Genomic DNA, 23,688 nt, shown 5'->3' on the forward strand with positions numbered 1-23,688 from the left:
ATGCACCTGAATCTTTTCGCCCGGCGGCACCTTGTCGCCGTATTTCTGACCCTGCTCGCCTTTGTGGCCGCCAGTACAACGGCCTGGGCCACGCCCTCGCGCGACAACCTGACCCTGCTGATTCCCGACAACGCCGCGCTCAATAGCTGGCAAGTTCAGGTCTGGACCGATGCTGCGGTAGAGGAAGGCATCCAGATCAAAACCATCACCGACTCGGCGTTCCTCGCACTGGGCACCACCGCGGCCTCCAAGATCGCCGGGCTGGTGCTGCCTGACAGCGCACACATCCAGGCCAGCAATGCGCTGGTGGCCGCCGTCAAACTGTACGTATCAGGGGGCGGCAGACTGCTACTGACCTACGATGCGGGCGCTTTGAACGACTTGGGTTTTTATGATGCGTCAGGCAAGTCGCGCTTTTTCGACCTGGTCGGGGTGGACTATGTGCAGTACGAAGCCCTGCGCGACCGCGTGGTGGGCTTTGGCCCCATCGTGGGCAGCAAGGCTCGGATGAACAACCTGTCGGTACCTCCCGGCAAGTTCCTGCCTTACGTCACGCCGACGGCGGTAGCGGCCACAACTGCCTTCGTGCCAACCAGCCGGTTAGATCCGGGCGGTGCGGATGCGATGCGCCCCATGGTGGAAGCACGGTTCCGCAAGGGCTGGTCTCAGGCATTCAACCCGCTGCGTTACGATCAGTGCGTGCCTACGGCCACCCCCGCGTTGCGCCTGCCCGGCAGCTACCCGTTCCGCTACTCGGATGATGTCAGCGCCACGGTCGATAGCACCGGTGCCTACTGGCAAGAAAAGCCCATCGGTTGGGTCTCGACTCAGTTGAGCGCAGACGACAAATCCTTGCAGACCATCAGCGGCTATGGCTTTCCTGCGCTGGGCTACTACTCGTTTGTGACCACGGGTACCTTCCCGGGTAATGTGTTCCTGTCATCGCCAGACCACGGTCTGGTCGCGGGTGAACGCACCTACGGCAACGGCAAGGTCTTGTTTGTGAACATCCCCCTGGGCTTCTTCACCGCCATCGGTACCGACGGCATGCTGCTGCACGGCTTCTTGAACCACTTCGCCCGCGACCAGGTCGTGATGCCACAAATATCTGTGCAGCCTAAAGGTGTGGGCGGCCTGATTTACGACTGGCATGTGGACGATGGGCAGGCCCTGACTCCGGACTACGGCTTCGTCATGGGGCAGTGGTTCATGCAGGGCAAGGGACCGTTCTCGGTGCAATTCACCGCGGGCCCCGATGTGAATGTGGTTGGCGATGGCTTGGGCATGAACCTGGCCAACAATCCCGCAGGACAAGCCGTGGTGCGGGCGGCTGGCGCGCAGCGCGGCAGCCTGACGAACGAGATCGGTGCCCATGGCGGCTGGGACCACAACATCTTTGGCTTGAACGCCAACGAAACCAATGCCAGTACCTATCTGCCCTGGGTGCAGGCCAACGTCGGCGTGATCCAGAACGTCATGGGTAAAAAGAGCCGCGAATATTCGGCCCCCCAAGGCAATAACCCCCTGTGGGCGACCCAATGGCTGGAGGCCTATGGCATTGTGGGCATGTACACCGCCAGCAACACCGGTACCTCTGCCACGCGCGAATGGCGCAGCGGTGCGCGGGTAACCAACAAACTGTGGGCCATGCCCGTATCGCCCATGGGCACCTCCGCCACGTTTGAGGAGTTCGAAGAAACCGGTGTGACGGATGGCGCTTCGGCCCAGTGGCTGCTGGACCTGCAAAGCTTTGTGGTCAACAACCGCACTAACCGCCTGTTCTACAACCACCCACCCGGTGCACGGAACCATTTGAACGTGGTAAAAACCTTTGTACAGCGGGCCGAAGGCCTAAAGAACTGGGGCCGCTTCAACTGGTACACCATGGCGCAGATCGCCGACTTCTCTCAGCGCCGGATCCAGACCACCTGGAGCACCACCACCGGCTATTACGGCGCGACCCGCTTTACCGCCAGCAACCCCCAGTCTTTGACCGATGTGACCTGGTTGCTGCCCCGCAGCCGCTACACCCTGCCCGTCGTGACCAGCGGTTGGGCCACGGTCAACCCTTTTGACGATACCAACTGGATCGTGACCGCCAGTGGCGGCAATAACCTGTCGTTCCAGGCCTACGAGCGCTAAGCTAAGCCATCGGTTAATTTATACATAAAATTGGCCTTTGGCGTAGAACTTATATGTGTCAGTAGCTATATTAAATATAGCATTCAGGTTGGTGTGGCCAGATCTGCCGCCAGCCAGCCGCGCAGGCTATTGACGAAGGCCAGCGCTTCCACACGCGGCAGGTCGCTTACCCGCACCACCGCTTCCACCATACGCCCTGCTTGCAGGGCGTTGTCACGTCCGATGCCGCCCAGCAGTCCGCAGGCCAGCGGCGGAGTGACCCAGCGGCCGTCCAGCCGCAGGGCGATGTTGCCGCGCGTGCACTCGGTGATTTCACCGGCCGTGTTCCACAGCAGGGTGTCGAACACGCCTGGCTCCGTTGGCGCAAAGGCATCGTAGTGGCCGCGGCGGGTGGTTTTAAAGCGGACGAATTCGCTGTGCGCCTCGGCCAGCGGATGGTCGGCCAGTTGCAGGCGTACGCGCTCCGGGTTGGCTTCCAGCGAATAGGCCTCGGCCGTGGCCTGGCCCTGCGCATCCAGCAGCAGGCGTACGCGCCATGCGCCTTGGGGACGGGCGATGGCTTGCAGGGTTTGGTGGACGTGTTCCAGATTCCACGGCGTACCGAAATGCGCTGCCGCCGCCTGCATGCGGGCCAGGTGGGCCTCACGGTGGCGCAGGCTGCCGCCCACCATGGCCAGCGTCTCCAGCAGCGCAAACGGGGCGCTGGCGCGCTGCACAAAGGCCTGCTTGGCGGCCCATTCCTGCCACTCGCCCTCGGCTTGCGCGTCAGAGGTGATGCCGCTGCCGATGCCGCAGCGGGCCTCTGCGCCGCTCAGGGTGACGGTGCGAATGGGCACGTTGAAGGTGGTGGCCCCACCGGGCTGCACCACGCCGATGGCACCGCAGTACACGCCGCGCGCCGTGGGCTCCAAGCTGTGGATCATGCGCATCGCCTGCACCTTGGGCGCGCCGGTGACCGAGCCGCAGGGGAATAGCGCGGTGAACACCTCGGCCAGCGTGCAGCCGGGCCGGGTGCGGGCGGTTACGTCGGAGGTCATCTGCCACACCGTGGGCAGGGCCTCGGTGTGGAACAGGCGCGGCACCTGCACGCTGAAGGGTTCGGCAATGCGCGAGATGTCGTTGCGCAGCAAGTCCACCACCATCACGTTCTCGGCGCGCTCCTTGGGCGACGTGCGCAGCGATGCCGCCAGGGCCGCATCCTCTTGCGCATCCGCGCCGCGGCGGGCCGTGCCTTTCATGGGGCGGGCCAGGATGTGGCCATCCCGCCAGTCGAAAAACAGCTCGGGCGAGACGGAAAAAATCTGCGCGTCTCCGGTATCCAGCAGCGCCGCATAGCCCCCTGGCTGGGCGCGCTGCAGGGCCGCAAACAGAGCCTGCGGGTCGCCCTGGAAGTCGCCTGCCATCTGCGCTGTCAGATTCACCTGGTACAGATCGCCTGCACTGATCGCTTGGTGAAGCTTGTCCATAGCTGCATCGAAATCGGGCCGGGAAATGAAGCTGTGCCAGTCGATTTGCGCGCTGGCGGTGGCGGGTTCTGGCCAAGGCAGGGGTGCGTCAAACACTGCAAACCAGGCCAGTGGGCCGTCGGCAGGATGGACCGTCAACGCCGCATCGAACGCGGGCGCAGCCTCGTAGCGCAGATAGCCCACGCACCACTGCCCCTGTGCCGACGCGGCCTGCATTGCATCCAGCAGCGGCTTGACTTGCGCCAGCGTGTGCGCCAGCAGGGTCTGCAGCGGCGTGCCAAACGCATGGCGCACACGGGGGCCTCCGCGCGGGTCGGCAAAGTCGATCAGCGCGGTGATTCCCTCCATCAGGCCGCGCCGATGTTTGGCACCAGGCCGGTGGTGGGTAGGCCGTTTTTGAGGGCCGCCGTAAAGGCCAGCATGCGGTCGATGGGCAGGCGGGCGCGCAGGCCCAGGGCGGGGTTGATGTGGACCTCGTTGGTGCCCAGCTCCAGCACCTGGGCCAGCCCGGCCAGGCCGTTCATGGCCATCCAGGGGCAGTGCGCGCAGCTCTTGCAGGTGGCGCTGTTGCCGGCAGTGGGGGCCTCGATGAACAATTTGCCGGGGTTCTGCGTGCGCAGTTTGTGCAGCATGCCGTTGTCGGTGGCGACGATGAAGGTGCTGGCATCCATGGTGCGGGCTGCCGCCAGGATGGCCGAGGTGGAGCCCACGGCATCGGCCAGGGCGATCACGTCGGCGGACGACTCGGGGTGCACCAGCACCTTGGCTTCGGGGTGCTCGGCCTTCAAGGCTTCCAGCTCGAAGGCCTTGAACTCGTCGTGCACGATGCAGGCCCCGTTCCAGAACACCATGTCGGCCCCTGTTTCCTTCTGGATGTAGTTGCCCAGGTGTTTGTCGGGGGCCCACAGGATTTTGTGGCCCTGGTCTTTGAGAGCCCGCACCACGTCCAGCGCGCAGCCGGAGGTGACCAGCCAGTCGGCGCGGGCTTTCACCTCGGCGCTGGTGTTGGCGTAGACCACCACGGTGCGGTCCGGGTGGGCATCGCAAAAGGCGTTGAACTCGGCGCTGGGGCAGCCCAGGTCGAGCGAGCAGGTGGCATCCAGGTCGGGCATGAGGATGCGCTTCTCGGGCGACAGGATCTTGGCGGTTTCGCCCATGAAGCGCACGCCCGATACCACCAGGGTCTGCGCCGCATGGTCGCGGCCAAAGCGGGCCATCTCCAGCGAATCACTGACCAAGCCGCCGGTTTCTTCGGCCAAATCTTGCAAGTCGGGGTGCACGTAATAGTGCGACACCATCACCGCATTGCGCTCTTTGAGCAGGCGGCGGATGCGGTCTTTCAGCGCCAGGCGTTCGCTGGGGCTGGGCTCCACCGGTACGCGGGCCCAGGCGTGGCGTGGCGCGCAGACGGCACCCTCTACGGGCTGCTCATATTCAACTTCCATCATGGTGGTGGTCATGGATTTTTCCTCACAGGTCCTGGAAACGCATGGAGTAATCGGTGGCCTTCACGTCCTTGGTCAGGCCACCGATGGAGATCCGGTCTACGCCGGTTTCGGCCAGGGTGCGCAAGCCTTGCAGCGTCACGCCGCCGGAGATTTCCAGCACGGCTTTGTTGGCACCGCGCGCAGTGTTGCGGCGCACGGCCTCGTGCAAGGTGGGCAGGTCCATGTTGTCCAGCAGCACCATGCGGGCACCGGCATTCAGGGCCTCGTCGAGCTGGGCCAGCGTCTCCACCTCAATCTCGATGAAACTCGCCTGCTGGGCCAGGGCGGCGGCGCGTTGCAGCACGGCGGTCACGCCCCCGGCAGCGGCGATGTGGTTCTCTTTGATCAGCACTGCGTCATACAGGCCGATGCGGTGGTTGGTGCCGCCGCCTATGCGCACCGCGTACTTTTGCGCCAGGCGCAGGCCGGGCAGGGTTTTGCGGGTGTCCACGATGTGGGTGCCGGTGCCGGCCACCGCCTGCACGTGCAACGCCGTGCGGCTAGCGACGGCGCTGAGCAGTTGCAGGAAATTGAGGGCGGTGCGCTCGGCGGTCAGCAGGGCCTGGGCCGGGCCCTGCAGCTCCAACACCACCTGGTCGGCGGCGCAGGTTTTGCCCTCATTTACCAGCCAGGTCCAGGTGGCGGTGGGGGCGATTTGGCGCAGCGTCGCTTCCACCCAAGGCGTGCCGCACAGCACCGCAGCTTCGCGGGCCAGAATGCGGGCCCGGGTGTGGCGGGCGGGGTCGATCAGCGCGGCGGTCAGGTCGCCGGGGCCAACGTCTTCAAGCAGGGCACGGGCTACATCGGCCGCGGCCAGGGTGGCGATGCTGGCGGGGGAAAAGTCAAAAAACGGAGGCATGGTTTTGTGTGTCTCAGGCGGGGGCTCGAAGTGTGTCACATCTGTGGCAGGGTATTTTCCCCGCAGCCGGGGCGTACTGGCACCATGGGGGTTATGCAAACTCCCGAATCCGACCTTTCCCGCCTGCTGGCCCTGCAGCGCCAGGCCCATGCCGCCGACCCCGCGCCGCGCGAGGCCACCCGCCGGGACCGGCTGCAGCGCCTGGGCGCGCTGCTGGACCAGCATGCGGAGGCCTTCACCGCCCAGATCGGCCAGGACTTCGGCACCCGCGCCGCCGCCGAGATCACCCTGACCGAAATCGTACCGGTGCGCAGTGCCATCCGCCACGCGCGCCAGCACCTGCGGGCGTGGATGCACCCCCGGCAGGTCGCCACCGGGTGGATGTTTTTGCCGGGCCGCAGCCTGCTGCTGCGCCAGCCGCTGGGCGTGGTGGGTATCGTCAGCCCCTGGAACTATCCGCTGCTGCTGGCCTTGTCGCCGCTGGTGGATGTGCTGGCGGCGGGCAACCGGGCGCTGCTCAAGCCGTCGGAGCTCACGCCGCGCTTTGCCGAGGGGCTGCGGCTGGCGGTGGCCGAATTCTTTTCCGCCGATGAGGTGGCGGTGCTCACCGGCGATGCCGCGCTGGGCCAGGCGTTTTGCGCCCAGCCTTTCGACCACTTGGTGTTCACCGGCTCCACCGCCGTGGGCCGCCTGGTGGCGCAGGCGGCCGCCAAAAATCTGACCCCGGTGACGCTGGAGCTGGGCGGCAAGTCGCCCGTGCTGGTGGACACATCCTGCGACCTGGGCAAGACGCTGGACCGGCTGGCTTGGGGCAAGCTGATCAACGCAGGCCAGACCTGCATCGCCCCCGATTACGCTCTAGTGCCGCGGCCCATGCTGGGGGCCTTCGTGAAAGCCCTGCGCGCCAGCATGCTGCGGCTGTACCCCCGCTTCCAGGGCAACCCCGACTACACCAGCATCGCCAGCGACCGGCACTGGGCGCGCCTGCAGGCCCTGGTGGCCGATGCGCGGGCGCAGGGGGCAACGGTGGTGGAACTGGAGCCGTCAAACGGTAGTCGCCAGATGCCCCCGGTGCTATTGCTGGACGTGCACGACGGCATGCGCGTGCTGCAAGAAGAAATCTTCGGCCCGGTGCTGCCCATCGTGCCCTATGACACGCTGGAAGAGGCCATTGCCTTTATCAACGCCCGCGACAAGCCGCTGGCCCTGTACTGGTTTGGCCGCAACACCGCCCACCGCGACCAGGTGCTGGCGCAGACCCAATCCGGTGGGGTAAGCACCAACGACACCCTGGTGCACCTGGCGCAAGACGGTCTGCCGTTTGGCGGCGTGGGGCCGTCGGGCCAGGGGCACTACCACGGCGAATGGGGCTTTCGCCGGTTCAGCCATGAGAAGCCGGTGTTCCAGCAATCGCGCTGGTCGGGCGGTGGCTTGGTGTATCCGCCGTACACGCCGCGCATCCAGAAGCTGCTGCGCTGGCTGGGCCGAAGGCACTGAGGTTTTGCTATTTAAATAAGAGCTTAAAGCATTTGTGGTGTATGCGCTAGGTGCCTATTTGACTTGTTTTATTTGATTGCGGTATCGGCATGCAACCTGCATACCGATTAAGCTGAATCTAAAAATGCATGCATTACAAGTGCTTGCAAATTTGCCTCTTGGCATGCTTGTCGTACCCTGCAAAACGGAAATAATTCACGAAAAACGGGGAGGAAGAATGGAAAGTATGTTTTCTGGTGGCGCAGTTGCCATAGTGGGGATTGCCATTGTGTACATGGTCTTTATGGGCCGCCGGGAAAAGTCGCCCTATGACGCGCAGACCCAGTCCCAGATCATGGCGCTGCGGGCGCATGCCGAGGCCAAAGAAAAATATGCGTTGCAAGGTGTCGAGCGCCGCGCCCAAAAGCAGGCCGACCGCCGCCTCGGCCAACGCCAAGCCGTAAAGCAGACCCGCATGCACGCGAGACCTGGAACACTAGGCCGGTAGCGCCCTTTTGGCGGCGGTAACACGCTGCAAAATCGCTGCTTTGTATATCGCGGCCCACGTAGGAAAAATGAGCGCTAGCAACCTAAAACGCCATCAATCCACTCCATAGCCACCCCCTCCAAAGATAAAGATGCGCAGCACGGCAGCCTGGGGGTGTGCAATTCATTCCCAGCCACCGCCCAGCGCCAAAAATACCCCCACCTGGTCGTCCGCCAGCTGCGCGTCGGACGCGGCCAGGGCGGCTTCGCTGCTGGCCAGGGCGCGCTCGGCATCCAGCGAATCGAGGTAGCCGGTTTTACCGTTGCGGTAGAGCTGGCGGGCCTGTTGGGCCACGGCGGCGTTCTCGGCGCGGGCGGCCTGCAGGGCGGTGTGGCGGTCGAGTTCGCGGGCGTAGGTGTCCAGCGCGGTTTCGGTCTCGCGCAGGGAGGTGAGCACGGTGCCGTCGAACTGGGCCAGCGCGCCCCGGGTGCTGGCCTCGGCTTGGGCGATGCGGGCGTGTACTGCGCCGTTGATCGGGATGCTCCAGCTGATCAGCGGGCCAATGCCCCAGCTCAGGGTGTCGCGGTGGCCCCGATCGGCCCACTCGCCCGCCGATGCGGCGCTCAGGCCCAGGCTGATCTTGGGGTACAGGTCGGCGGTGGCTACGCCGATGCGGGCCGTGGCCTCGGCCAAGCGGCGTTCGGCCTGGCGGATGTCGGGGCGGCGGCGCAACAGCGCGGCCCCGTCGCCCACCGGCAGCACACCAGCCACCTGCGGCGGCGTGGTGCAGCTAGCGACTTCGCGCGGGAAATCTTGCGGCAGCGCGCCGGTCAGCGTGGCCAGCCGGTACAGCGCGCCCTGGCGCTCGGCCTGCAGGGGCGGCAGGGTGGCGTTGAGCTGCTGCAACTGTCCGCGCGCGCGGGCCGCGTCGATCAGGCCCGCTCGCCCCGCCTGCTGCAGGCGCTCAGATACATCCACCGCCTCGCGTTGCAGGCCCTGCGACTTTTGTGCCGCGGCAATGCGCAGGCCGCTGGAGCAGACCTGGGCATAGGCCCGCGCGGTGCTTGCGGCGACGTTGACGCGCACTAGGTCTACCGCGGCCTGGGCGGCCTGGCTGCTGGCATCGGCGGCTTCGATGGCACGGTGGATCTGGCCAAACAGGTCCAGCTGGTAGGACAGCCCGGCACCGGCGCTGTAGAGCACGCTGTTGGGCGGCGTGTAGCCTTCTTGTAGCAGCGAGATGCCGGACACATGGCCGTACTGCGGCCCGCCTTCGATGGCCAGGGTGGGTTTTTGCGCCCCCGAGACTTCGGTTTGCAGGGCCTGCACCCGTTCCAGGTTGGCCACGGCCTGGCGCAGGTCGGTGTTGTGCGCCAGCGCTTTTTCGACTAGCGCGTCCAGCCGCGCATCCTGGTACAGCCGCCACCAGTGGTCGGGCAGCGGCTGGGCCGAGAACGGCGCGTGGCCGTCCACCTGGGCAAACGGCTTGCCTGCGGCGGGTTGGCTGGCCAGGGCCTCAGGTGGCTGCTGGTAGTTGGGGCCGACAGGGGCGGTGCCGCAGGCGGCCAGCGCAGCTACCAGGGGCAGCAGGTAAAAAAGGGACGTGCGCATGTTCAGCCTTTCGGTGCGGCGGCTTCGCGCACCTGCACCGTCACGGTCTGGCCAGCCACCAGGCGGGCGCTGGCGGGCAGGGCGTCGAGTTTGACGCGCACCGGGATGCGCTGCGGCAGTCGCACCCAGTTGAAGGTGGGGTTCACATTGGGCAGCAGGCTGGCGCTGGGGCTGCGGTCATGGTCGGCAATGCCTGCGGCCAGGCTTTCCACCACGCCGGGCAGCACCGTGCCGTCGCCCATCGGGGTCACGTCTACCCGGTCGCCGATGTGGATGCGCGCCAGCTTGGTTTCTTCAAAGTAGCCCTCCACGTAGAACGAGCGGGCATCTACCAGCGCCAGCACCGCGTGGCCCGCCGCCGCGTAGCTGCCGGTGTGCAGGTCCAGGTTGGTGATCCAGCCGTCGCTGGGGGCGCGCACCTGGGCGCGGTCGAGGTTGAGTTTGGCGGTGTCCAGCGCCACCTCGCCCTGGGCCACTAGGGCCCGGGCCTGGTCGGCGCGCACCCCGGCCTGTTCCCGCAGCTCTTGCGATACGAGCGCCCCCAGCCCGGCATCGCGGGCGCTTTCGCGCTGTGCCTGGGCCAGGGCGATGCGCTGGGCACCCAAAGCCGCCTGGGCCTGGCGCAAGGCCAGGGCGTAGCGGGCGCGGTCTACCTCGAACAGCAGGTCGCCGGCTTTGACCTGCTGGTTGTCGTGCACGGCCACGGTGGTGACCAGGCCGGACACGTCGGCGCTGATTTGCACCACGTTGGCCCGCACCCGGCCGTCGCGCGTCCAGGGGGCGAGTTCGTAGTGGTCCCACAGGCGCAGGGCGGCCCACACGGCGGCGGCCACCACCAGCAGGGTAACGAGGATGCGGGCGAGGGGCTGGGCCCAGGATTTGACAGGCGAAGTGGTCATGGGGCGGTCAATGCAAAGAAGGGGTATGGATGAGGCTGAGCCCGTAGAGCAGCAGCACGTACAGCGCCAGGTCGAACAGGGCTGGGTGCCAAACCCAGCGGTACAGGCCAGTAGCCGCCAGCAGGCGGCGCACAGCCCACAGGGCGATGAGCGCGCCAAAGGCCAGCACCATCAACCAGGGCAGGTACAGGCCGTAGACAGAGATTTGGCCAATCATGCGGTGGCTCCTGGGATGGGTGTGAGGTCGGTGGCCTCGGGAAAAATATTGCGGCGCAGGCCGACCAGGGCGGTCACGGCGCTGTGCCAGGCGGGGCTGGTACCCCGGGTGGCCAGCACGGTTTGCAGGCTGTGGTCAATGTCGGCCAGCAGACTGGGGGACCACACGGCGCTGCGCCCGGCCCCGCGCTGGTGGAAAAACTGGGCGATGTTGGCCAGCAGACCGCCCACGGCCTGGGGTGGCAGCGCGGCGCGGCCCTGCTGCAAACCCACAATGTCTACGCCCACGCGCAGGTCGCGTAGCGCGTCATTCGCCACCAGGCTGGGGTCGTCGGCGCTGGCCATGGCGATCCGCGGGGCCAGCAGGCCAATGCGGTCCAGCATGCGCACGGTGTAGGCCGGGGAGGTGGTGGGCGTGCCGCGCGATCCGGCCATCTCGCCTAGCTCGCGCCAGATGGCGAGCTGGATGCGCCGGGCGCTCCATTCGGCCCCCACCGAGCGCACCAGCCGCGTCACCCGGGCCGCCACCACAATGCCAGCCACCTGGCCCAGCAGCCCGTTGACAAAGCTGGCCAGGTCGTCGTTGGCTGTGTCGTGCAGGGCCAGGGTGCCGGCCACGCCAAACAGCAGGGCCAGGGCTCCCGGCGTGGTGGCGGGCTGGGCCATGAAGCACCCGGCCAGCAAAAACACCGGGGCACACACCAGTACCAGCATGCCGAAGTCGTGCACCAATGGCATCAGCAACAGCACGTAGACGCACGAGATCGGCACCGACCACAGGGTGAATTTCAGGAAGCCGTGGATGGCGGGCACCGGGTCGTCCATGGATGCAAAAAAGCTACAGAACACCGCCGCCATCATGGCCGCTGCGGACCCGCTGGACCAGCCGGTGGCGATCCAGAAAGCGCTACACAGGCAAATCGCCAGAATGGCCGCCAGCGACGACAGCAGCGCCATGCCGTAGTCGCGGTGCAGCACCTGGTTGCTGGAGGCCGTGTGCCGAGGCATGGCTGCGCCGGTCATGCCCGCGTCGATGTCGCGGCGCAGGGCGGCGCAGGCGCGCCAGCCCTCCACCAGATCTTGCAGCCCGGTGGCCAGGCCGACGCGCAGGCCCTGTTCCCACGGCGCGTGGGTGTCCGCAGGGCGGGCTGCGGCCTAAATGGCTTCCTGCAACGCGGGCAGGTCGGCGGTTTGCTGGGCGGTGGGGGCTTGCAGCCACTGGCCGATGCGGTCGAGCAGGGCGGTCACGTCGGGGGCCAGCGTGCCCTGGGCCCGCTCCAGCGCGGCCAGCCGGTCTTCCACCGACGACAGGGTGGGCGTCAACGCGGCCACGCGGTCTTGCATGGCGCGGATGGCCCCGGCAGTCCAGCGCAGGTGGGTGGTGTCAAACGGCACGTGGGTGGACAGCAGGCGCAGCTGCGTGATGTCGGCGGCCAGCTTGCGGCGGCCTGCCTGCAGGGCATGCGGGTCGTCTGTGCCCTGGCGTGGGCCGGGTTGCAGCAGCTTGGCCAGCCACTGGCGGGCATCGCCCAGCGTGCGGTCCAGCAGGCCCAGTACGGTGGGGGCCAGCCCCACGGGCAGCACGATGCTGTGGACCAGGGTGGCGCACAAAATTGCCAGGCCGATTTCTTCCACCCGGGCCACGGCGGTGTCAAAAATCAGCAGCGGGGCCTGCACCAACGGAAATCCGATCAGCGCCGCCGTGTACCCGGCCAGCAGAAAGATGTAGGCCCGCGGCGTGCGGTCTAGCAGCGAGACAAACAGGCACAGCCCGACCCACAGCGCCAGCGCTAGGGTCAGCAGCTCGGGCGCGTTGGACAGCGAGGGCACCAGCAGCACCGCAGCCGTGCTGCCCACCAATGTGCCCAGAAACCGGAACAGCGCCTTGGAGCGCACGGCCCCCGCCAGCGGGTTGGCCACCACGTAGGCCGTCAGCAGCGACCAGAACGGGCGCGGCAGCCCGGCCCGGCTGGCCAGGTACATGGCCAGCATGCCCGCAGCAAAGCTTTTGGCCGAAAACAGCAGGTCGGCCCGGCTGAAGTGCGGGAGTTTCATGGTGCCGACGGAGCTGAACGCAGCTCCACACTGGGTTTGCGGCCCAGGCGCTGCTCCAGCGTGGCGAATACGCGCAGGCAGGCGGCCACGTCGGCATCGCTTACGCCCTCGTACAAGGTGGTGCGCAGATCGGTGAGGGCGGCCTCGATGTGGGCGCGGACCTCGGCACCCGTGGGGGTGAGGTGCAGTGTTTTGGCGCGCCGGTCCAGCGGGTCTTCCACGCAGGCGATGAGCCCGAGCTTTTCCAGCTGGGCGATGGAGCGCACCAGGGACGGCCCCTCGATCCCCAGCAGATTCGCCAGCACACCGGGGCGCAGGCCGTCGCCGTGGCGGCCAATCATCACCAGCGGCAAGGCCAGTGCCTGCGACAGACCGGCGTGGGCCACGGTGCTGTCCACCGCCGCACGGTAGCCGCGCTGCAGGCTGGCCAGAGAGACCGACAAGGCCATCAGCGAGGCGGCCCGTTCGGCCGGAGTGGGGTGGGAGGGCATGTGTACATTTAAATTAGTTAGCTTGCTACCTATTTTAGAGGAGAACGCATTTTCTGTCATGGACAATGGATGCATGACGTTTTTTAAAGACATAAACCTTTCCGCCACCACCGCCGGTTTCGTGGCGGTACTGGTCGGCTTCACCAGCTCGGTGGCCATCGTTTTCCAGGCCGCGCAGGCCCTGCACGCCACGCCGGAGCAGCTCACCTCGTGGATGTGGGCGCTGGGCCTGGGCATGGGGCTGTGCACGCTGCTGCCCTCGCTGTGGCTGCGCCAGCCGGTGATGATTGCCTGGTCCACGCCCGGCGCGGCAGTGGTGGCCACGGCGGCATTGGCGGGCGGCTTCAGCATGTCCGAGGCGATTGGTGCCTTCATGGCCAGCGGCGCGCTGATTGCGCTGTGCGGCATCACCGGTCTGTTCGAGCGGGTGATGGGCCGCATTCCGGTGGCGATTGCCGCCGCTCTGCTAGCCGGGGTACTGGCGCGCTTTGGGCTGAACGGCTTTGCCGCCGCCCAGTCGGCCCTGCCGCTGGTGTTGCTGATGCTGGCCACCTATTTGCTGGCCCGGCGCTGGCTGCCGCGTTTTGCGGTGGTGCTGACTTTGCTGGTTGCTATTGCTTTCGTAGCTGCTCGTGGAGAGTTCATCAGCGCTGGCATCGTGTTTTCCTTGGCAAAACCGGTGCTGGTGGTGCCCACGTTTACCTGGAGCGCGATGGTCAGCATGGCGCTGCCGCTGTTCGTGGTGACCATGGCCTCGCAAAACCTGCCTGGCGTGGCGGCCATCCGGGCGGCGGGCTATGCCATGCCGATCTCCAAACTCATCACCATCACCGGCCTGGCCACGCTGGTGCTGGCCCCGTTCGGCGCGTTTGCGCTGTGCCTGAGCTCCATCACCGCCGCCATCTGCATGGGCCCCGAGGCGCATAGCGACAAGGCCAAGCGCTACACCGCCGCCGCCGCCTGCGGCATCTTCTACGTGCTGATCGGCATCTTTGGCGCGGCCATCACCGGCGTGCTGACGGCCTTTCCGCGCGAGCTGATTGCCGCCATCGCCGGGCTGGCGCTGCTGGGCACGATTGGCGGTGCGCTGTCCACCGCCCTGCACGACCCACAGCACCGCGAGGCCGCTACCATCACTTTCCTGGTCACGCTCAGCGGCGTGGTGATAGCCGGTGTGGGCTCGGCCTTTTGGGGTGTGGTGGCCGGGGCCATCGCCCTGTTTGTGCAACAGTACCGCCGTTCCATTGTTTGAAGGTTTCCATGAACATCCTCTTCGTCGCCGATCCCCTTGAATCTTTCAAAATCCACAAGGACACTACCTTTGTAATGATGCGCGAGGCGCAGCGGCGCGGGCACACCATTTCAGCCTGCGAGCCGCAGGATTTGCAGTGGCAAACCGGCGGGGTGGTGACGGCGCAGGTGCGGGATATCCATCTCACCGGGGACAAGGCCGCCTGGTTCAGCGTGGCCCAGCCGTTGTTTGCGGGCAGCCCGCGTGCTTTGAGAGACTTTGGCGCGATCATCATGCGCAAGGACCCGCCGTTTGATTCGGAATTCTTCTACGCCACCCACCTGCTGGAGCAGGCCGAGCGCGAGGGTGCCCGGGTGTTCAACAAGCCGCGCGCGCTGCGCGACCACCCGGAAAAGCTGGCCATCATGGAGTTCCCGCAGTTCAGCGGCCCCACGCTGGTGACGCGCAGCGCCGAGGCCATCAAGGCCTTCCACGCCACGCACCGCGACATCATCTTGAAGCCGCTGGACGGCATGGGCGGCATGGGTATCTTCCGGGTGAAGGACGACGGCTTGAACCTGGGCGGCATCATCGAGACGCTGAATAAAGACGGTGCCCAAAGCGTGATGGTGCAAAAGTTTCTGCCCGAAATCGTCCTGGGCGACAAGCGCGTGCTGGTGATCGGCGGCAAGCCGGTGCCGTTCTGCCTAGCGCGCATTCCGCAGGGCGGGGAGGTGCGTGGCAATCTGGCGGTGGGCGGCAAGGGCGTTGCGCAGCCGCTGTCAGAGCGCGACCGCGAGATCGGCGAAACCCTGGGCCCCATCCTGGCGGCGCGCGGCCTGCTGCTGGTGGGCGTGGATGTGATCGGCGACTGCGTCACCGAAATCAACGTGACCAGCCCCACCTGCTTCCAGGAAATCTTCGACCAGACCGGCTGCGACGTGGCGGCGCTGTTTATCGACGCGCTGGAAGCTGCCCTGAAAATTTAAACAAAATAGGTCACTAGCGTAGACAGTGCCTGCGCTAGTGGCTATTTATTTTGTAGCAATCCTACTTGGTAGCCGTTTTACGCGGCCTCGTCGGCGGTTTCGTTTTTCGGCACAAACACCATCCGCGTCTTGGCGTTGCAGTCCATCAGCCCGGCGTAGCGGCCCCAGGCAATCATGGTCTGGAAGATGCGTTCGGGGTTGTCGTAGGGCAGGGCGCTGCCGATGTCCTTGATGACGCGGTCGGCTTCCACTTCTTCGTACTCGTGCAGCAGGGCGATGATGATGTGGAACAGCCGCAGCTTGAACACCTGTTCGGCAAAAATGGCGCGGCGGGTGGCGGGGTCAGCGGCCACAAAGCGGCGGCCCAGTTCGGTAAACACCACCTGGTCTTTCGGCGTGTCGATCAGCTCCAGGATTTCTGCGGCCTTTACCAGCGCAATCGTCTCGCCAAACTCCTTGCCGATCTCGTCCGAGATGTCGTAGATGTTGGACAGTTCGGGCGAGTCGTTCAAGATGCTCAGCAGGCCCAGAATCTGCCCCACCGGCACCAGCGGAATCGACTCCATGCGGGTGCGGGCGCGCGAGATGGGCTGGCCGGCCAGCTGCACTTCGGCGGGCGTATCCGGCAAGGTGGTGGTGGTGATGCATTCGTGGATCAGGCTGACCAGCCGCTGGAATTCCGGGCTCTTGGTGTCGCGCGGATACGGCAAGGGGTTCTCCAGCACCAGGCCCAGGCGGCCGGGGCGCGGGAACAGCACCACTATGCGGGTGGCCATTTCTACTGCTTCCTCGATGTTGTGCGTCACCATGAAGATCGAGCTCAGCCCCGTGCCCGGCGTGCGCCACAGGTTGATCAGCTCCTGGCGCAGGTTCTCGGCGGTCAGCACGTCCAGGGCGCTGAAGGCTTCGTCCAGGCACAGCAGCCGGGGCTGCGACACCAGGGCGCGGGCAATGCCGACGCGCTGGCGCATGCCACCCGACAGTTCGCGCGGATAGGCCCCGTGGTAGTTGCCCAGGCCGATCAGCTCGATGGCGCGGTCCACAGCGATGTCGCGGTCAGCGCGGCTGATGGGGCGTGCCATCAGGCCCACGGCCACGTTTTGCTCCACCGTCAACCAGGGGTACAGCGCGAAAGTCTGGAACACCACCGAGGCTTCGTCGTTGATGCCGCGCAGGGTTTCGCCCTTGTGCAAGACCCGGCCCGAGGTGGGCTCGATCAGCCCGGTCAGGCAGCGCAGGATGGTGGACTTGCCCGAGCCCGACTGGCCCAGCAAGGCCAGCAGCTCGCCCTCGTGCACGGCCACGTCGATCTGGTCCAGCACCTTGAGTTCGTGCCCGCCGCTGGTGGTGAACAGCTTGGTGACGGCGCGCAGCTCGGCAATCGGTGCTTGGGGGCTGGTGGAAGTGATGTGGGTAGTCATGGGAAGGATCAATCCAGCCGGAAGCGGCGTTCTGCAAAACCGTATAAACGCCGCCAGACCAGCTTGTTCATGGCGACGACGAAAAGTGACATCACGCCAATGCTGGCGATGATGAGGGCGGTGTCACCGCTTTTGGTGACTTCGGCAATGTAGGCACCCAGGCCGTCGGCCTTGAGGGTGGTGTCACCCCAGGTGGCCAGCTCGGCCACGATGCTGGCATTCCAGGCACCCCCGGCAGCGGTGCAGGCGCCGGTGACCCAGAACGGAAAGATGGCCGGCAGGATCAGCGTGCGCCACAGCTTCCACTGGCGCAGGCCGTAGATTTGGGCGACTTCTTTCATCTCGTTCGGAATCGCCATGGCCCCGGCGATCACGTTGAACAGGATGTACCACTGCGTGCCCATGGCGATCAGCAAGATGCTGCCCCAGTTCATCGGCGTGCGAGTGGCCACAAAGAAGCCGACCATGATGGGGAAGGTCATGTTGACCGGGAACGAGGCCCCGATCTGCGCCAGCGGCTGGGCATAGCGCGCCACCTTGGGGTGGAAACCGATCCACACGCCAATCGGTGTCCAGACCAGCGTGGCCAGCACCGTCATGGCCAGCACCCGCAGCAGGGTCAGAAAACCCAGCCAGAGGATGTGCCCAAACAGGCTCCAGTTGAGCGCACCGTGCAAGGCGGCAATGGCCGCAAACACCCCCACGATGGCTTCAAAGCCCAGCCAGGCCGCCAGTGCCCAGCCCGCTACGCGCACGGGCCAGCCCACCGCCTCGGGCCGCGCCCGTTTGGTGGGCGGCAGGTTGCGCCGCAGGAACCGGCCCAGCCCATCTTCCAGCGGCTGCCAGACGTGCAGCGTCAGCCAGGTAAAAACATAGCTGCCGCGCAGCAGGTTGTAGACCCACGAGGTGGGCACCAGGCCGGATTCGGTGAGTTCGATCTTGAACTTGTCGGCCCACACCAGCAGGGGCCGCCAGACCAGCTGGTCGCTGGCCAAAATCAGCACCAGCATGGCCACCACGGCCCACAAGGCGGCCTGGTTGTCGCCTTTTTCGATGGCCGTGGCCATGTAGGAGCCCAGGCCGGGCAGCTTGATGTCTTTGTTCATCACGCTGATGGCCTCACTTTGCGCCACAAAGAACCAGCCGCCGCCAAACGACATCATCGAGTTCCAGATCAGGCTGTGTGCCGAGGCGGGCAGTTCCACCGTGCGAAATCGCTGCCAGCGGCTCAGGCCGTAGGTGGACGCGGCCTCTTGCATGTCGGCGGGGATGGTGACCATGGAATGGTAAAAACCAAACGCCATGTTCCACACTTGGCCGGTGAAGATAGCGAAGATGGCCGCGCACTCCACGCCCAGCAGGCTGCCCGGAAACAGCGCCATGAAGCCGGCCACAGTGGCCGACAGAAAACCCAGCACCGGCACCGACTGCAGCACATCCAGCGCGGGCAAGATCACCGCGCGTGCCGTGCGGTTCTTGGCAGCCAGGTAGCCCAGCGAAATCGCAAAAAACAGCGAGAAGCAAAAGGCAATCCACATGCGCAGTAGGGTGCGCCCGGCGTAGTAGGGAATCTGGCTGGTGGAGAATTCCGGCTCGGGCACGTGGCTGGGGTCGAACGCGACCAGCATGCCGTGGCCGAAGTGCATCACGCTCCATAGCAGCCCAAACAGGGTCAGCAGTACCAGGCCATCCACCCAGGTAAAGCCGGTTTGGTTGTTGTCTACAGCCAGTTGGGGGGAGGTGCTTTTCATGATCGGTGCAGGCAGCAAAAGAGAGTTCAAAGGCCGACCGACAGAGGCCAGAGGGAAGGGGGCGGGTAGCACCACATATTCTGGTGTCTAAATGTGTATCCCGTATGAATCGCACAATTTGTTGTGCGCATACCACGCGCACCCCGCCCTGGAGCCGAGTGGGGGAGATTTTTGAATATAAAAGGCTGCTGGCGCATATTCAACCTACACAAGCAGCTACTGAAACTGTAGCGCTTTGGGTTCAGCCGACCAGTGCGCCACCCACAAAGACTTTGAGCTCGCCGGGTTGAAACGCGGTCCAGGCCTCGTTGGTGGTCAGTGGCGTGGTGGCGACCATGGCCACGCGGTCGTGCGCGCTGGTGTGTTCGGCAAAGTTGATGCTCAGGTCGTCGTCTTTGAGCGTGGCTTGGGCAAACGGGTGCTGGCGCTCGATGTAGTGCAGGCTGGTGGAGGCGTGCGCCCACAGCGCCTCGCCGTTGCTGAGCAAGAAGTTGAAGGTGCCGTGGCGGGCGATGCGTTCGCTGAGTTCGCGCAGGGTCAGCGTTAGTTCGGCCACGCTGGGCACCCCGGCGTGGGATTTGGCCAGCTCTTGCATGACCCAGCAAAACGCCCGTTCGCTGTCGGTGCTGCCCACCGGGCGAAAGCTGCTGTGCAGGCGCGGGTGGAAGTCTTTCAGGTCGCCGTTGTGGGCAAACACCCAGTAGCGGCCCCACAGTTCGCGCACGAACGGGTGGCAGTTCTCCAGCGCCACCACGCCTTGGGTGGCTTTGCGGATGTGGGCAATGACGTTGCGGCTTTTGATGGGGTAGTTGCGGATCAGCGCGGCCACCGGTGACTCGCAGGCGGGCTGGTAGTCCACAAAATGGCGCAGGCCCAGGCCTTCAAAAAAAGCAATCCCCCAGCCATCGCTGTGGTGGTCGGTGCGGCCACCGCGCTCGGCAAAGCCGCTAAAGCTGAACACCACGTCGGTGGGGGTGTTGCAGTTCATTCCTAATAGTTGGCACATGGAGGGACTGTACTCGGACTGGGTTGGAGGATTGCTCGGCAGTCGTAACGCAGAATGCACCCCCCCCCAGAAACACCGCAGAACTGGCTTCGCCAGGCTGCTGGTGTTGCCCCCTGCATGTCGTATCGGTTTTTCAAACCGATACGAGGGGGGTTGGCGAAAAGCGCTTGCGCTGTAGCCTGGGGGTGAGCTCAATGAACTCCGAAGAACGCCTGCATCCGCGCCAGCAGGTCTTTGCTGCGCACCAGCGGGGGGGCGGCGGCCGTTTGTTGCAGCCGGGCGGTGAATTCGGCGCGGCGCTGGGCCAGCAGGGCGGCGATGTCTTCGGCCAGTGCCGGGCGGGCGGCCAGCACCAGGCCAAAGCCCTCCTTGTCCAGCCAGTAGCATTCCACATCGGTCACCGCCCGCACGGTGGCGCTGCGTGGTTCGCCTGTGAGCAGGCCCATTTCGCCGAAGAATTCGCCGTCGTGCAGCCGGGCCACGGCGGTGCGGCCCGCGCTGCTGTCCACCACCACCTCGGCCTCGCCATGCAAGATCAAATACAGCCAATGCGCCACCGCGCCCTGGCGGGTGATGGTGCTGCCCGCCACAAACGGCGCGTGCACCAGATGCGCGGCCAGGGTCTGCTGCTCGGCATCGGGCAGGCTGGCAAACAGGGCGATGCTGCGGATGGCGGCGGTGCGCCGGGCCAGTTCGCGCTGGTCGCGGGCGTTGCGCGAGTGCTCGTCTTCGTGGGTCATCAGCCGCTCGGCCAGCGGCACACCCAGGCGGATGCCTTCGCGGGCCAGGGCGGTAAGGGCGTGCACGCGCACGGCGGAGTCGGTAGGGTCGTCAAACTGCGGGTCGGTCAGCCAGTAGCGCAGGGCGTAGTGGTGGTAGCCCGCGCACACCTCCATCAGCACCGCGCTAGGCCCGGGCTGCGGGGCCACGTGGGTGATGCTGGCATCGGACACGGCCAGCTCCAGCGTGCGCAATACCGTACTGGGCAGGGCGCTCTGGGCGATGTGGAAGTGCAGCACGCGCCGCCACAGCAGGGGCTCACCAGGCTGCTTGCGCAGTACCTTGAAGCGGTTTTTCATCAGCCAGCTATTGGGTACCACCACGGTCTCGCGGTTGCGGGTGACGATCTCTGTGTAGCGCCAGCGCACATCCACCACCCGGCCACTGAGTTCGTCGATCTGCACCCATTCGCCGACCCGCATCAAGTTGTCTAGCTGCAGCGCCACGCCGCCCATCACATTGCCCAGCGTGTCCTGCATGGCAAAGGCCACCACGGCCGTCATGATGGCCGAGGTGGCAAACAGCTGGGTCGGGTCCACGCCCGCCAGCCGCAGCCACACCAAACCCCAGGCCAGCGACAGGGCGGTCAAGGTCAGGTCCTGGGCGATTTGCGGCAACTGCACGCGCAGGCTGGGCAGCAGCACCCGAAACACCAGCAGCGTGCCGATCTGGATCGTGGCCCACACGGTGAACATGTGGGCGCTGTCGCGGAAGATGCCCACCAGCAAGCTGTGGTCCTGGCTGGCCGCCAACAGCGCCAGCACCTGGGCGCACCAGGCCAGGTTGAGCAAGGCCCAGGTGGGCCGCAGGCCGCGCTGCAGCAGGGGGCGTAACCAGCGCAGCACCCCGGCCAGCACGGCGGTTAGCAGGGCCAGCGCCAGTAGTTCTGGGCGGAGCAGTCCAGTGGTCCAGGAGGGCATGCGGGTCTGCGGGGTGGGCCGTCAGGAGGCGGGTGCTGGGGCCGCGCAGGCGGAGCAGATGCAGGCCAGATTCCGCGCCTGTGCCGGTATGGCCGCCAGCGTGGCCGCGGGGATGTGCACTGCCAGGCACCAGCATGGGGGCTGCGGCAGCCCGGTACTGCGCGCCATTTCCATGGCACAGCGATTGGGCTGGCCACACAGCGGGCAGCTACGCGGGTCTGGCGGGTTGGAGGCAACAGGCATGGGCCATGGTACTGGCCTTCTTTACGAATTGAAACAGTTTGGCGGTGAAAAATATATAAAAAATCGCTACCCTGCGCAGTCGCAGTATGTGTGTGCAGCTATTAAATAAATAGCGATGGATGGGCGCTGCTATTTCACCGGCGGTTGCTGCAACAGCGTAGGGCGCCACCCCTGACAATGCATATTGCAAATAAAATTAACTTATTCAATTTGTTACGTGCATAGTGGGTGCGAACTGGTTTTTGGGCGTTGGAGACAAGTCTATGGAATGGTGGGGCGTTGTAAGCCAGCGGGCGGTCGTTCGCATACTGTGTGCCGTGGCCGGTTTCGGCGGGTGCTTGTCCGCCAGCGCTGCGGGCAGTACCAGCCCGTTGCCCGTGCAGACACACGATGCCCAGGACGCGGCCGACCTGGCCGATGCCAGCGCCGATTCACCCGTACTGCGGGCCTTGTCGGCCATGCAGGCCATGGCCACGGCCGACAAAACCGCTACCTCCGATGCCCGTACAGACGCTGCGCAGAAGCCCGCCAGCCCGGCTTCTGCCAGCAAATCCGCTCCCAGCTCTTTGGGCGAGACCCTGCACGGCGCTGCCAAAGATATGGCGGTCAACACCGGAGCCCTGGAGGCCAAGCAGTACCTGAGTACCGAATTCGGCATGGACCGAGCCGCCGATACCAATGCCGATAGCAATGTGCTGCGCCGCCGCGCCAACGGCGGTGCCAGCGAAGACAACGCCAACAATGCGCCGCCGCGTTCTGCCGAGCAGATGAAGCTCGACGAAGAGCAGGCTTCTTTTCTGGCATCGGCTCTGATGCGAGAGGTAGTGCCTTGGGCCATCGGCGCGGCGGTGTTGCTGGGCTGTTTGCAGGGTCTGCGTGCGATGCTGGTCTTTAGCCGCCGCCAGGCAGAGCGCAAACGCAAGCACCACAAATCCAGCAGTGCCTCGCGCAGCGCCCGTCTGTGACCACGGACACCGTAAAGATCTACAAATAGCCCCCTGGCCCGCAGGGGCAGCCCCGGCAGTGGAGAGTGCGCGGTTAGAATTCAGATGCAACTAATTCTTATTTGCACTGTTTGCCATGCGGCACCGGGAGGACTATCCCCCGCTGCCCACCTCCATCCAAAGTGTTCTTATGAAAATTTCCATCCCTTTCCTGGTTCGTGCAGTGGCGCTGGCTACTGGTGTGTTGGCTGTGTCCATGGGGGCTTCTGCCCAAAGCGCCGAGCCGCTGGTGGTCTATAACGCACAGCACGTCAGCCTGACCCAGGCCTGGGCCGCCGGCTTCACCAAGGAAACCGGTATCCAGGTGGTTTTGCGCAATGGTGGCGACAGTGAGCTGGGCAACCAGCTGGTGCAAGAAGGCAAGGCCTCGCCCGCCGATGTGTTCCTGACCGAAAACTCTCCCGCCATGACCCTGGTGGAGTCGGCTGGCCTGTTTGCGCCGCTGGACCCCGCCACGCTGGCCCAGGTGCCCGCCAACTTCCGCCCCGCCACCGGCCACTGGATTGGTGTCGCCGCGCGCAGCACGGTGTTTGTCTACAACAAGAAGAAGTTCACGCCCGAGCAGCTGCCCAAGTCGATGATGGACCTGGCCAACCCCACCTGGAAGGGCCGTTGGGCCGCATCGCAGGCCGGTGCCGACTTCCAGGCCATCGTCAGCGCCATGCTGGAAATGAAGGGCGAACCCGCTACCGCCGCCTGGCTCAAGGGCATGAAAGAAAACTTCACCTCTTACAAGGGCAACAGCACGGTGATGAAGGCCGTGAACGCAGGCCAGATCGACGGCGGCGTGATCTACCACTACTACTATTTTGGTGACCAGGCCAAGACCGCTGAAAACAGCAACAACGCCGCGCTGTACTACTTCCGCAATGAAGATCCGGGTGCTTTCGTCAGCATCTCCGGCGGCGGCGTATTGGCGACCAGCAAGCATGCCAAGGAAGCCCAGGCTTTCGTGAAGTGGGTCACAGGCAAGCTGGGCCAGGAGATTCTGAAAACCGGTGACTCGTACGAATACGCCGTGGGTGTGGGCGCACAGTCCAACCCCAAGCTGGTGCCGCTGGCCGATTTGCAAGCGCCCAAGGTCGAGCCCTCCAAACTGAACAGCAAAAAAGTCTCGGATCTGATGACCCAGGCGGGCCTGCTGTAAACAAACG

Annotated in this window: 19 protein-coding genes and 1 pseudogene; 7 read left to right on the forward strand and 13 right to left on the reverse strand. The window is 65.3% G+C overall.

The genetic code is table 11. From position 1 onward, the window contains the following. Positions 1-2,142, forward strand: a complete 2,142-nt coding sequence (locus Q0T48_RS18200) for a hypothetical protein (protein ID WP_295959220.1) — start codon at positions 1-3, stop codon at positions 2,140-2,142. 83 nt (positions 2,143-2,225) lie between these two features. Here Q0T48_RS18200 and pabB read toward each other — a convergent pair whose 3' ends face one another. Genes pabB through nadC form a run of 3 tightly spaced genes read right to left on the reverse strand, consistent with a single transcriptional unit; the run spans position 2,226 to position 5,954 of the window. After that, complete coding sequence (gene pabB / locus Q0T48_RS18205) at positions 2,226-3,956, reverse strand: aminodeoxychorismate synthase component I (protein WP_295959223.1); 1,731 nt, start codon at positions 3,954-3,956, stop codon at positions 2,226-2,228. Beyond that, on the reverse strand, positions 3,956-5,068 hold the full coding sequence (gene nadA / locus Q0T48_RS18210; RefSeq protein ID WP_295959225.1) for a quinolinate synthase NadA: 1,113 nt from the start codon (positions 5,066-5,068) through the stop codon (positions 3,956-3,958). The genes pabB and nadA overlap by 1 nt, the downstream gene beginning before the upstream one ends. 10 nt (positions 5,069-5,078) lie before the next feature. Beyond that, entirely contained in the window at positions 5,079-5,954 is an 876-nt protein-coding gene (nadC, locus tag Q0T48_RS18215; RefSeq protein WP_295959227.1) for a carboxylating nicotinate-nucleotide diphosphorylase, read from the reverse strand. Between the two features lie 93 nt (positions 5,955-6,047). Here nadC and Q0T48_RS18220 point away from each other — a divergent pair, with 93 nt between their 5' ends. Both Q0T48_RS18220 and Q0T48_RS18225 read left to right on the forward strand, forming a co-directional pair. Continuing rightward, positions 6,048-7,451: a coniferyl aldehyde dehydrogenase gene (locus Q0T48_RS18220; RefSeq protein ID WP_295959229.1), complete on the forward strand. Its 1,404-nt coding sequence runs from the start codon at positions 6,048-6,050 to the stop codon at positions 7,449-7,451. Between the two features lie 124 nt (positions 7,452-7,575). Continuing rightward, positions 7,576-7,938 (forward strand): hypothetical protein, encoded by a 363-nt coding sequence (locus tag Q0T48_RS18225; RefSeq protein ID WP_295959232.1) that lies wholly within the window; start codon positions 7,576-7,578, stop codon positions 7,936-7,938. A gap of 162 nt (positions 7,939-8,100) precedes the next feature. Here the strand turns inward: Q0T48_RS18225 and Q0T48_RS18230 are convergent, their stop codons facing one another. The 5 genes and pseudogenes from Q0T48_RS18230 to Q0T48_RS18250 form a co-directional block, all read right to left on the reverse strand. After that, positions 8,101-9,528, reverse strand: a complete 1,428-nt coding sequence (locus Q0T48_RS18230) for an efflux transporter outer membrane subunit (RefSeq protein WP_295959234.1) — start codon at positions 9,526-9,528, stop codon at positions 8,101-8,103. A 2-nt stretch (positions 9,529-9,530) separates the two neighbouring features. Continuing rightward, entirely contained in the window at positions 9,531-10,427 is an 897-nt protein-coding gene (locus Q0T48_RS18235; protein WP_295959236.1) for an efflux RND transporter periplasmic adaptor subunit, read from the reverse strand. Between the two features lie 7 nt (positions 10,428-10,434). Further along, entirely contained in the window at positions 10,435-10,644 is a 210-nt protein-coding gene (locus Q0T48_RS18240) for a DUF1656 domain-containing protein (protein ID WP_295959238.1), read from the reverse strand. Continuing rightward, positions 10,641-12,698 (reverse strand): annotated as a pseudogene (locus Q0T48_RS18245) (FUSC family protein). Before Q0T48_RS18245 ends, Q0T48_RS18240 begins: the two are co-directional and overlap by 4 nt. After that, positions 12,695-13,189 carry a MarR family transcriptional regulator gene (locus Q0T48_RS18250; RefSeq protein ID WP_295959241.1) on the reverse strand — a complete coding sequence of 165 codons (495 nt, stop codon included), beginning with the start codon at positions 13,187-13,189 and terminating at the stop codon, positions 12,695-12,697. The pseudogene Q0T48_RS18245 and the gene Q0T48_RS18250 overlap by 4 nt, the downstream one beginning before the upstream one ends. Before the next feature lie 73 nt (positions 13,190-13,262). On the opposite strand from Q0T48_RS18250, the gene Q0T48_RS18255 reads away from it, so the two are divergent. Both Q0T48_RS18255 and gshB read left to right on the forward strand, forming a co-directional pair. After that, on the forward strand, positions 13,263-14,441 hold the full coding sequence (locus tag Q0T48_RS18255; RefSeq protein WP_295959243.1) for a benzoate/H(+) symporter BenE family transporter: 1,179 nt from the start codon (positions 13,263-13,265) through the stop codon (positions 14,439-14,441). Positions 14,442-14,449: 8 nt separating this feature from the next. After that, positions 14,450-15,409 carry a glutathione synthase gene (gene gshB / locus Q0T48_RS18260; RefSeq protein WP_295959247.1) on the forward strand — a complete coding sequence of 320 codons (960 nt, stop codon included), beginning with the start codon at positions 14,450-14,452 and terminating at the stop codon, positions 15,407-15,409. 77 nt (positions 15,410-15,486) lie between these two features. On the opposite strand, the gene Q0T48_RS18265 is transcribed toward gshB, so the two are convergent. The 5 genes from Q0T48_RS18265 to Q0T48_RS18285 all read right to left on the reverse strand — a co-directional run bounded on the left by Q0T48_RS18265 (position 15,487) and on the right by Q0T48_RS18285 (position 21,530). Then, positions 15,487-16,830: a nitrate/sulfonate/bicarbonate ABC transporter ATP-binding protein gene (locus Q0T48_RS18265; protein WP_295959249.1), complete on the reverse strand. Its 1,344-nt coding sequence runs from the start codon at positions 16,828-16,830 to the stop codon at positions 15,487-15,489. 8 nt (positions 16,831-16,838) lie between these two features. After that, the gene (locus tag Q0T48_RS18270; protein WP_295959251.1) at positions 16,839-18,581 is read right to left on the reverse strand and encodes an ABC transporter permease subunit; all 1,743 of its coding nucleotides are present in this window, start codon (positions 18,579-18,581) and stop codon (positions 16,839-16,841) included. A 241-nt stretch (positions 18,582-18,822) separates the two neighbouring features. Continuing rightward, positions 18,823-19,587 carry a class II glutamine amidotransferase gene (locus Q0T48_RS18275; RefSeq protein WP_295959254.1) on the reverse strand — a complete coding sequence of 255 codons (765 nt, stop codon included), beginning with the start codon at positions 19,585-19,587 and terminating at the stop codon, positions 18,823-18,825. Positions 19,588-19,778: 191 nt separating this feature from the next. Then, positions 19,779-21,287 carry a mechanosensitive ion channel family protein gene (locus Q0T48_RS18280; protein ID WP_295959257.1) on the reverse strand — a complete coding sequence of 503 codons (1,509 nt, stop codon included), beginning with the start codon at positions 21,285-21,287 and terminating at the stop codon, positions 19,779-19,781. Positions 21,288-21,308: 21 nt separating this feature from the next. Further along, entirely contained in the window at positions 21,309-21,530 is a 222-nt protein-coding gene (locus Q0T48_RS18285; protein ID WP_295959259.1) for a cysteine-rich CWC family protein, read from the reverse strand. A gap of 338 nt (positions 21,531-21,868) precedes the next feature. Here Q0T48_RS18285 and Q0T48_RS18290 point away from each other — a divergent pair, with 338 nt between their 5' ends. Both Q0T48_RS18290 and Q0T48_RS18295 read left to right on the forward strand, forming a co-directional pair. Beyond that, on the forward strand, positions 21,869-22,495 hold the full coding sequence (locus Q0T48_RS18290; RefSeq protein ID WP_295959262.1) for a hypothetical protein: 627 nt from the start codon (positions 21,869-21,871) through the stop codon (positions 22,493-22,495). Between the two features lie 169 nt (positions 22,496-22,664). Next, the gene (locus Q0T48_RS18295) at positions 22,665-23,681 is read left to right on the forward strand and encodes an iron ABC transporter substrate-binding protein (protein WP_295959265.1); all 1,017 of its coding nucleotides are present in this window, start codon (positions 22,665-22,667) and stop codon (positions 23,679-23,681) included. The last annotated feature ends 7 nt before the right edge of the window (positions 23,682-23,688 follow it).

It is taken from the genome of Rhodoferax sp., from assembly GCF_025354435.1.
GTDB lineage: Bacteria > Pseudomonadota > Gammaproteobacteria > Burkholderiales > Burkholderiaceae_C > Rhodoferax_B.

Coding starts and splice junctions, on each gene's coding strand:
- Q0T48_RS18200 (WP_295959220.1), top strand. CDS start 1: ATGCACCTGAATCTTTTCGCCCGGCGGCACCTTGTCGCCGTATTTCTG.
- pabB (WP_295959223.1), bottom strand. CDS start 3,956: ATGGAGGGAATCACCGCGCTGATCGACTTTGCCGACCCGCGCGGAGGC.
- nadA (WP_295959225.1), bottom strand. CDS start 5,068: ATGACCACCACCATGATGGAAGTTGAATATGAGCAGCCCGTAGAGGGT.
- nadC (WP_295959227.1), bottom strand. CDS start 5,954: ATGCCTCCGTTTTTTGACTTTTCCCCCGCCAGCATCGCCACCCTGGCC.
- Q0T48_RS18220 (WP_295959229.1), top strand. CDS start 6,048: ATGCAAACTCCCGAATCCGACCTTTCCCGCCTGCTGGCCCTGCAGCGC.
- Q0T48_RS18225 (WP_295959232.1), top strand. CDS start 7,576: ATGCATGCATTACAAGTGCTTGCAAATTTGCCTCTTGGCATGCTTGTC.
- Q0T48_RS18230 (WP_295959234.1), bottom strand. CDS start 9,528: ATGCGCACGTCCCTTTTTTACCTGCTGCCCCTGGTAGCTGCGCTGGCC.
- Q0T48_RS18235 (WP_295959236.1), bottom strand. CDS start 10,427: ATGACCACTTCGCCTGTCAAATCCTGGGCCCAGCCCCTCGCCCGCATC.
- Q0T48_RS18240 (WP_295959238.1), bottom strand. CDS start 10,644: ATGATTGGCCAAATCTCTGTCTACGGCCTGTACCTGCCCTGGTTGATG.
- Q0T48_RS18250 (WP_295959241.1), bottom strand. CDS start 13,189: ATGCCCTCCCACCCCACTCCGGCCGAACGGGCCGCCTCGCTGATGGCC.
- Q0T48_RS18255 (WP_295959243.1), top strand. CDS start 13,263: ATGACGTTTTTTAAAGACATAAACCTTTCCGCCACCACCGCCGGTTTC.
- gshB (WP_295959247.1), top strand. CDS start 14,450: ATGAACATCCTCTTCGTCGCCGATCCCCTTGAATCTTTCAAAATCCAC.
- Q0T48_RS18265 (WP_295959249.1), bottom strand. CDS start 16,830: ATGACTACCCACATCACTTCCACCAGCCCCCAAGCACCGATTGCCGAG.
- Q0T48_RS18270 (WP_295959251.1), bottom strand. CDS start 18,581: ATGAAAAGCACCTCCCCCCAACTGGCTGTAGACAACAACCAAACCGGC.
- Q0T48_RS18275 (WP_295959254.1), bottom strand. CDS start 19,587: ATGTGCCAACTATTAGGAATGAACTGCAACACCCCCACCGACGTGGTG.
- Q0T48_RS18280 (WP_295959257.1), bottom strand. CDS start 21,287: ATGCCCTCCTGGACCACTGGACTGCTCCGCCCAGAACTACTGGCGCTG.
- Q0T48_RS18285 (WP_295959259.1), bottom strand. CDS start 21,530: ATGCCTGTTGCCTCCAACCCGCCAGACCCGCGTAGCTGCCCGCTGTGT.
- Q0T48_RS18295 (WP_295959265.1), top strand. CDS start 22,665: ATGAAAATTTCCATCCCTTTCCTGGTTCGTGCAGTGGCGCTGGCTACT.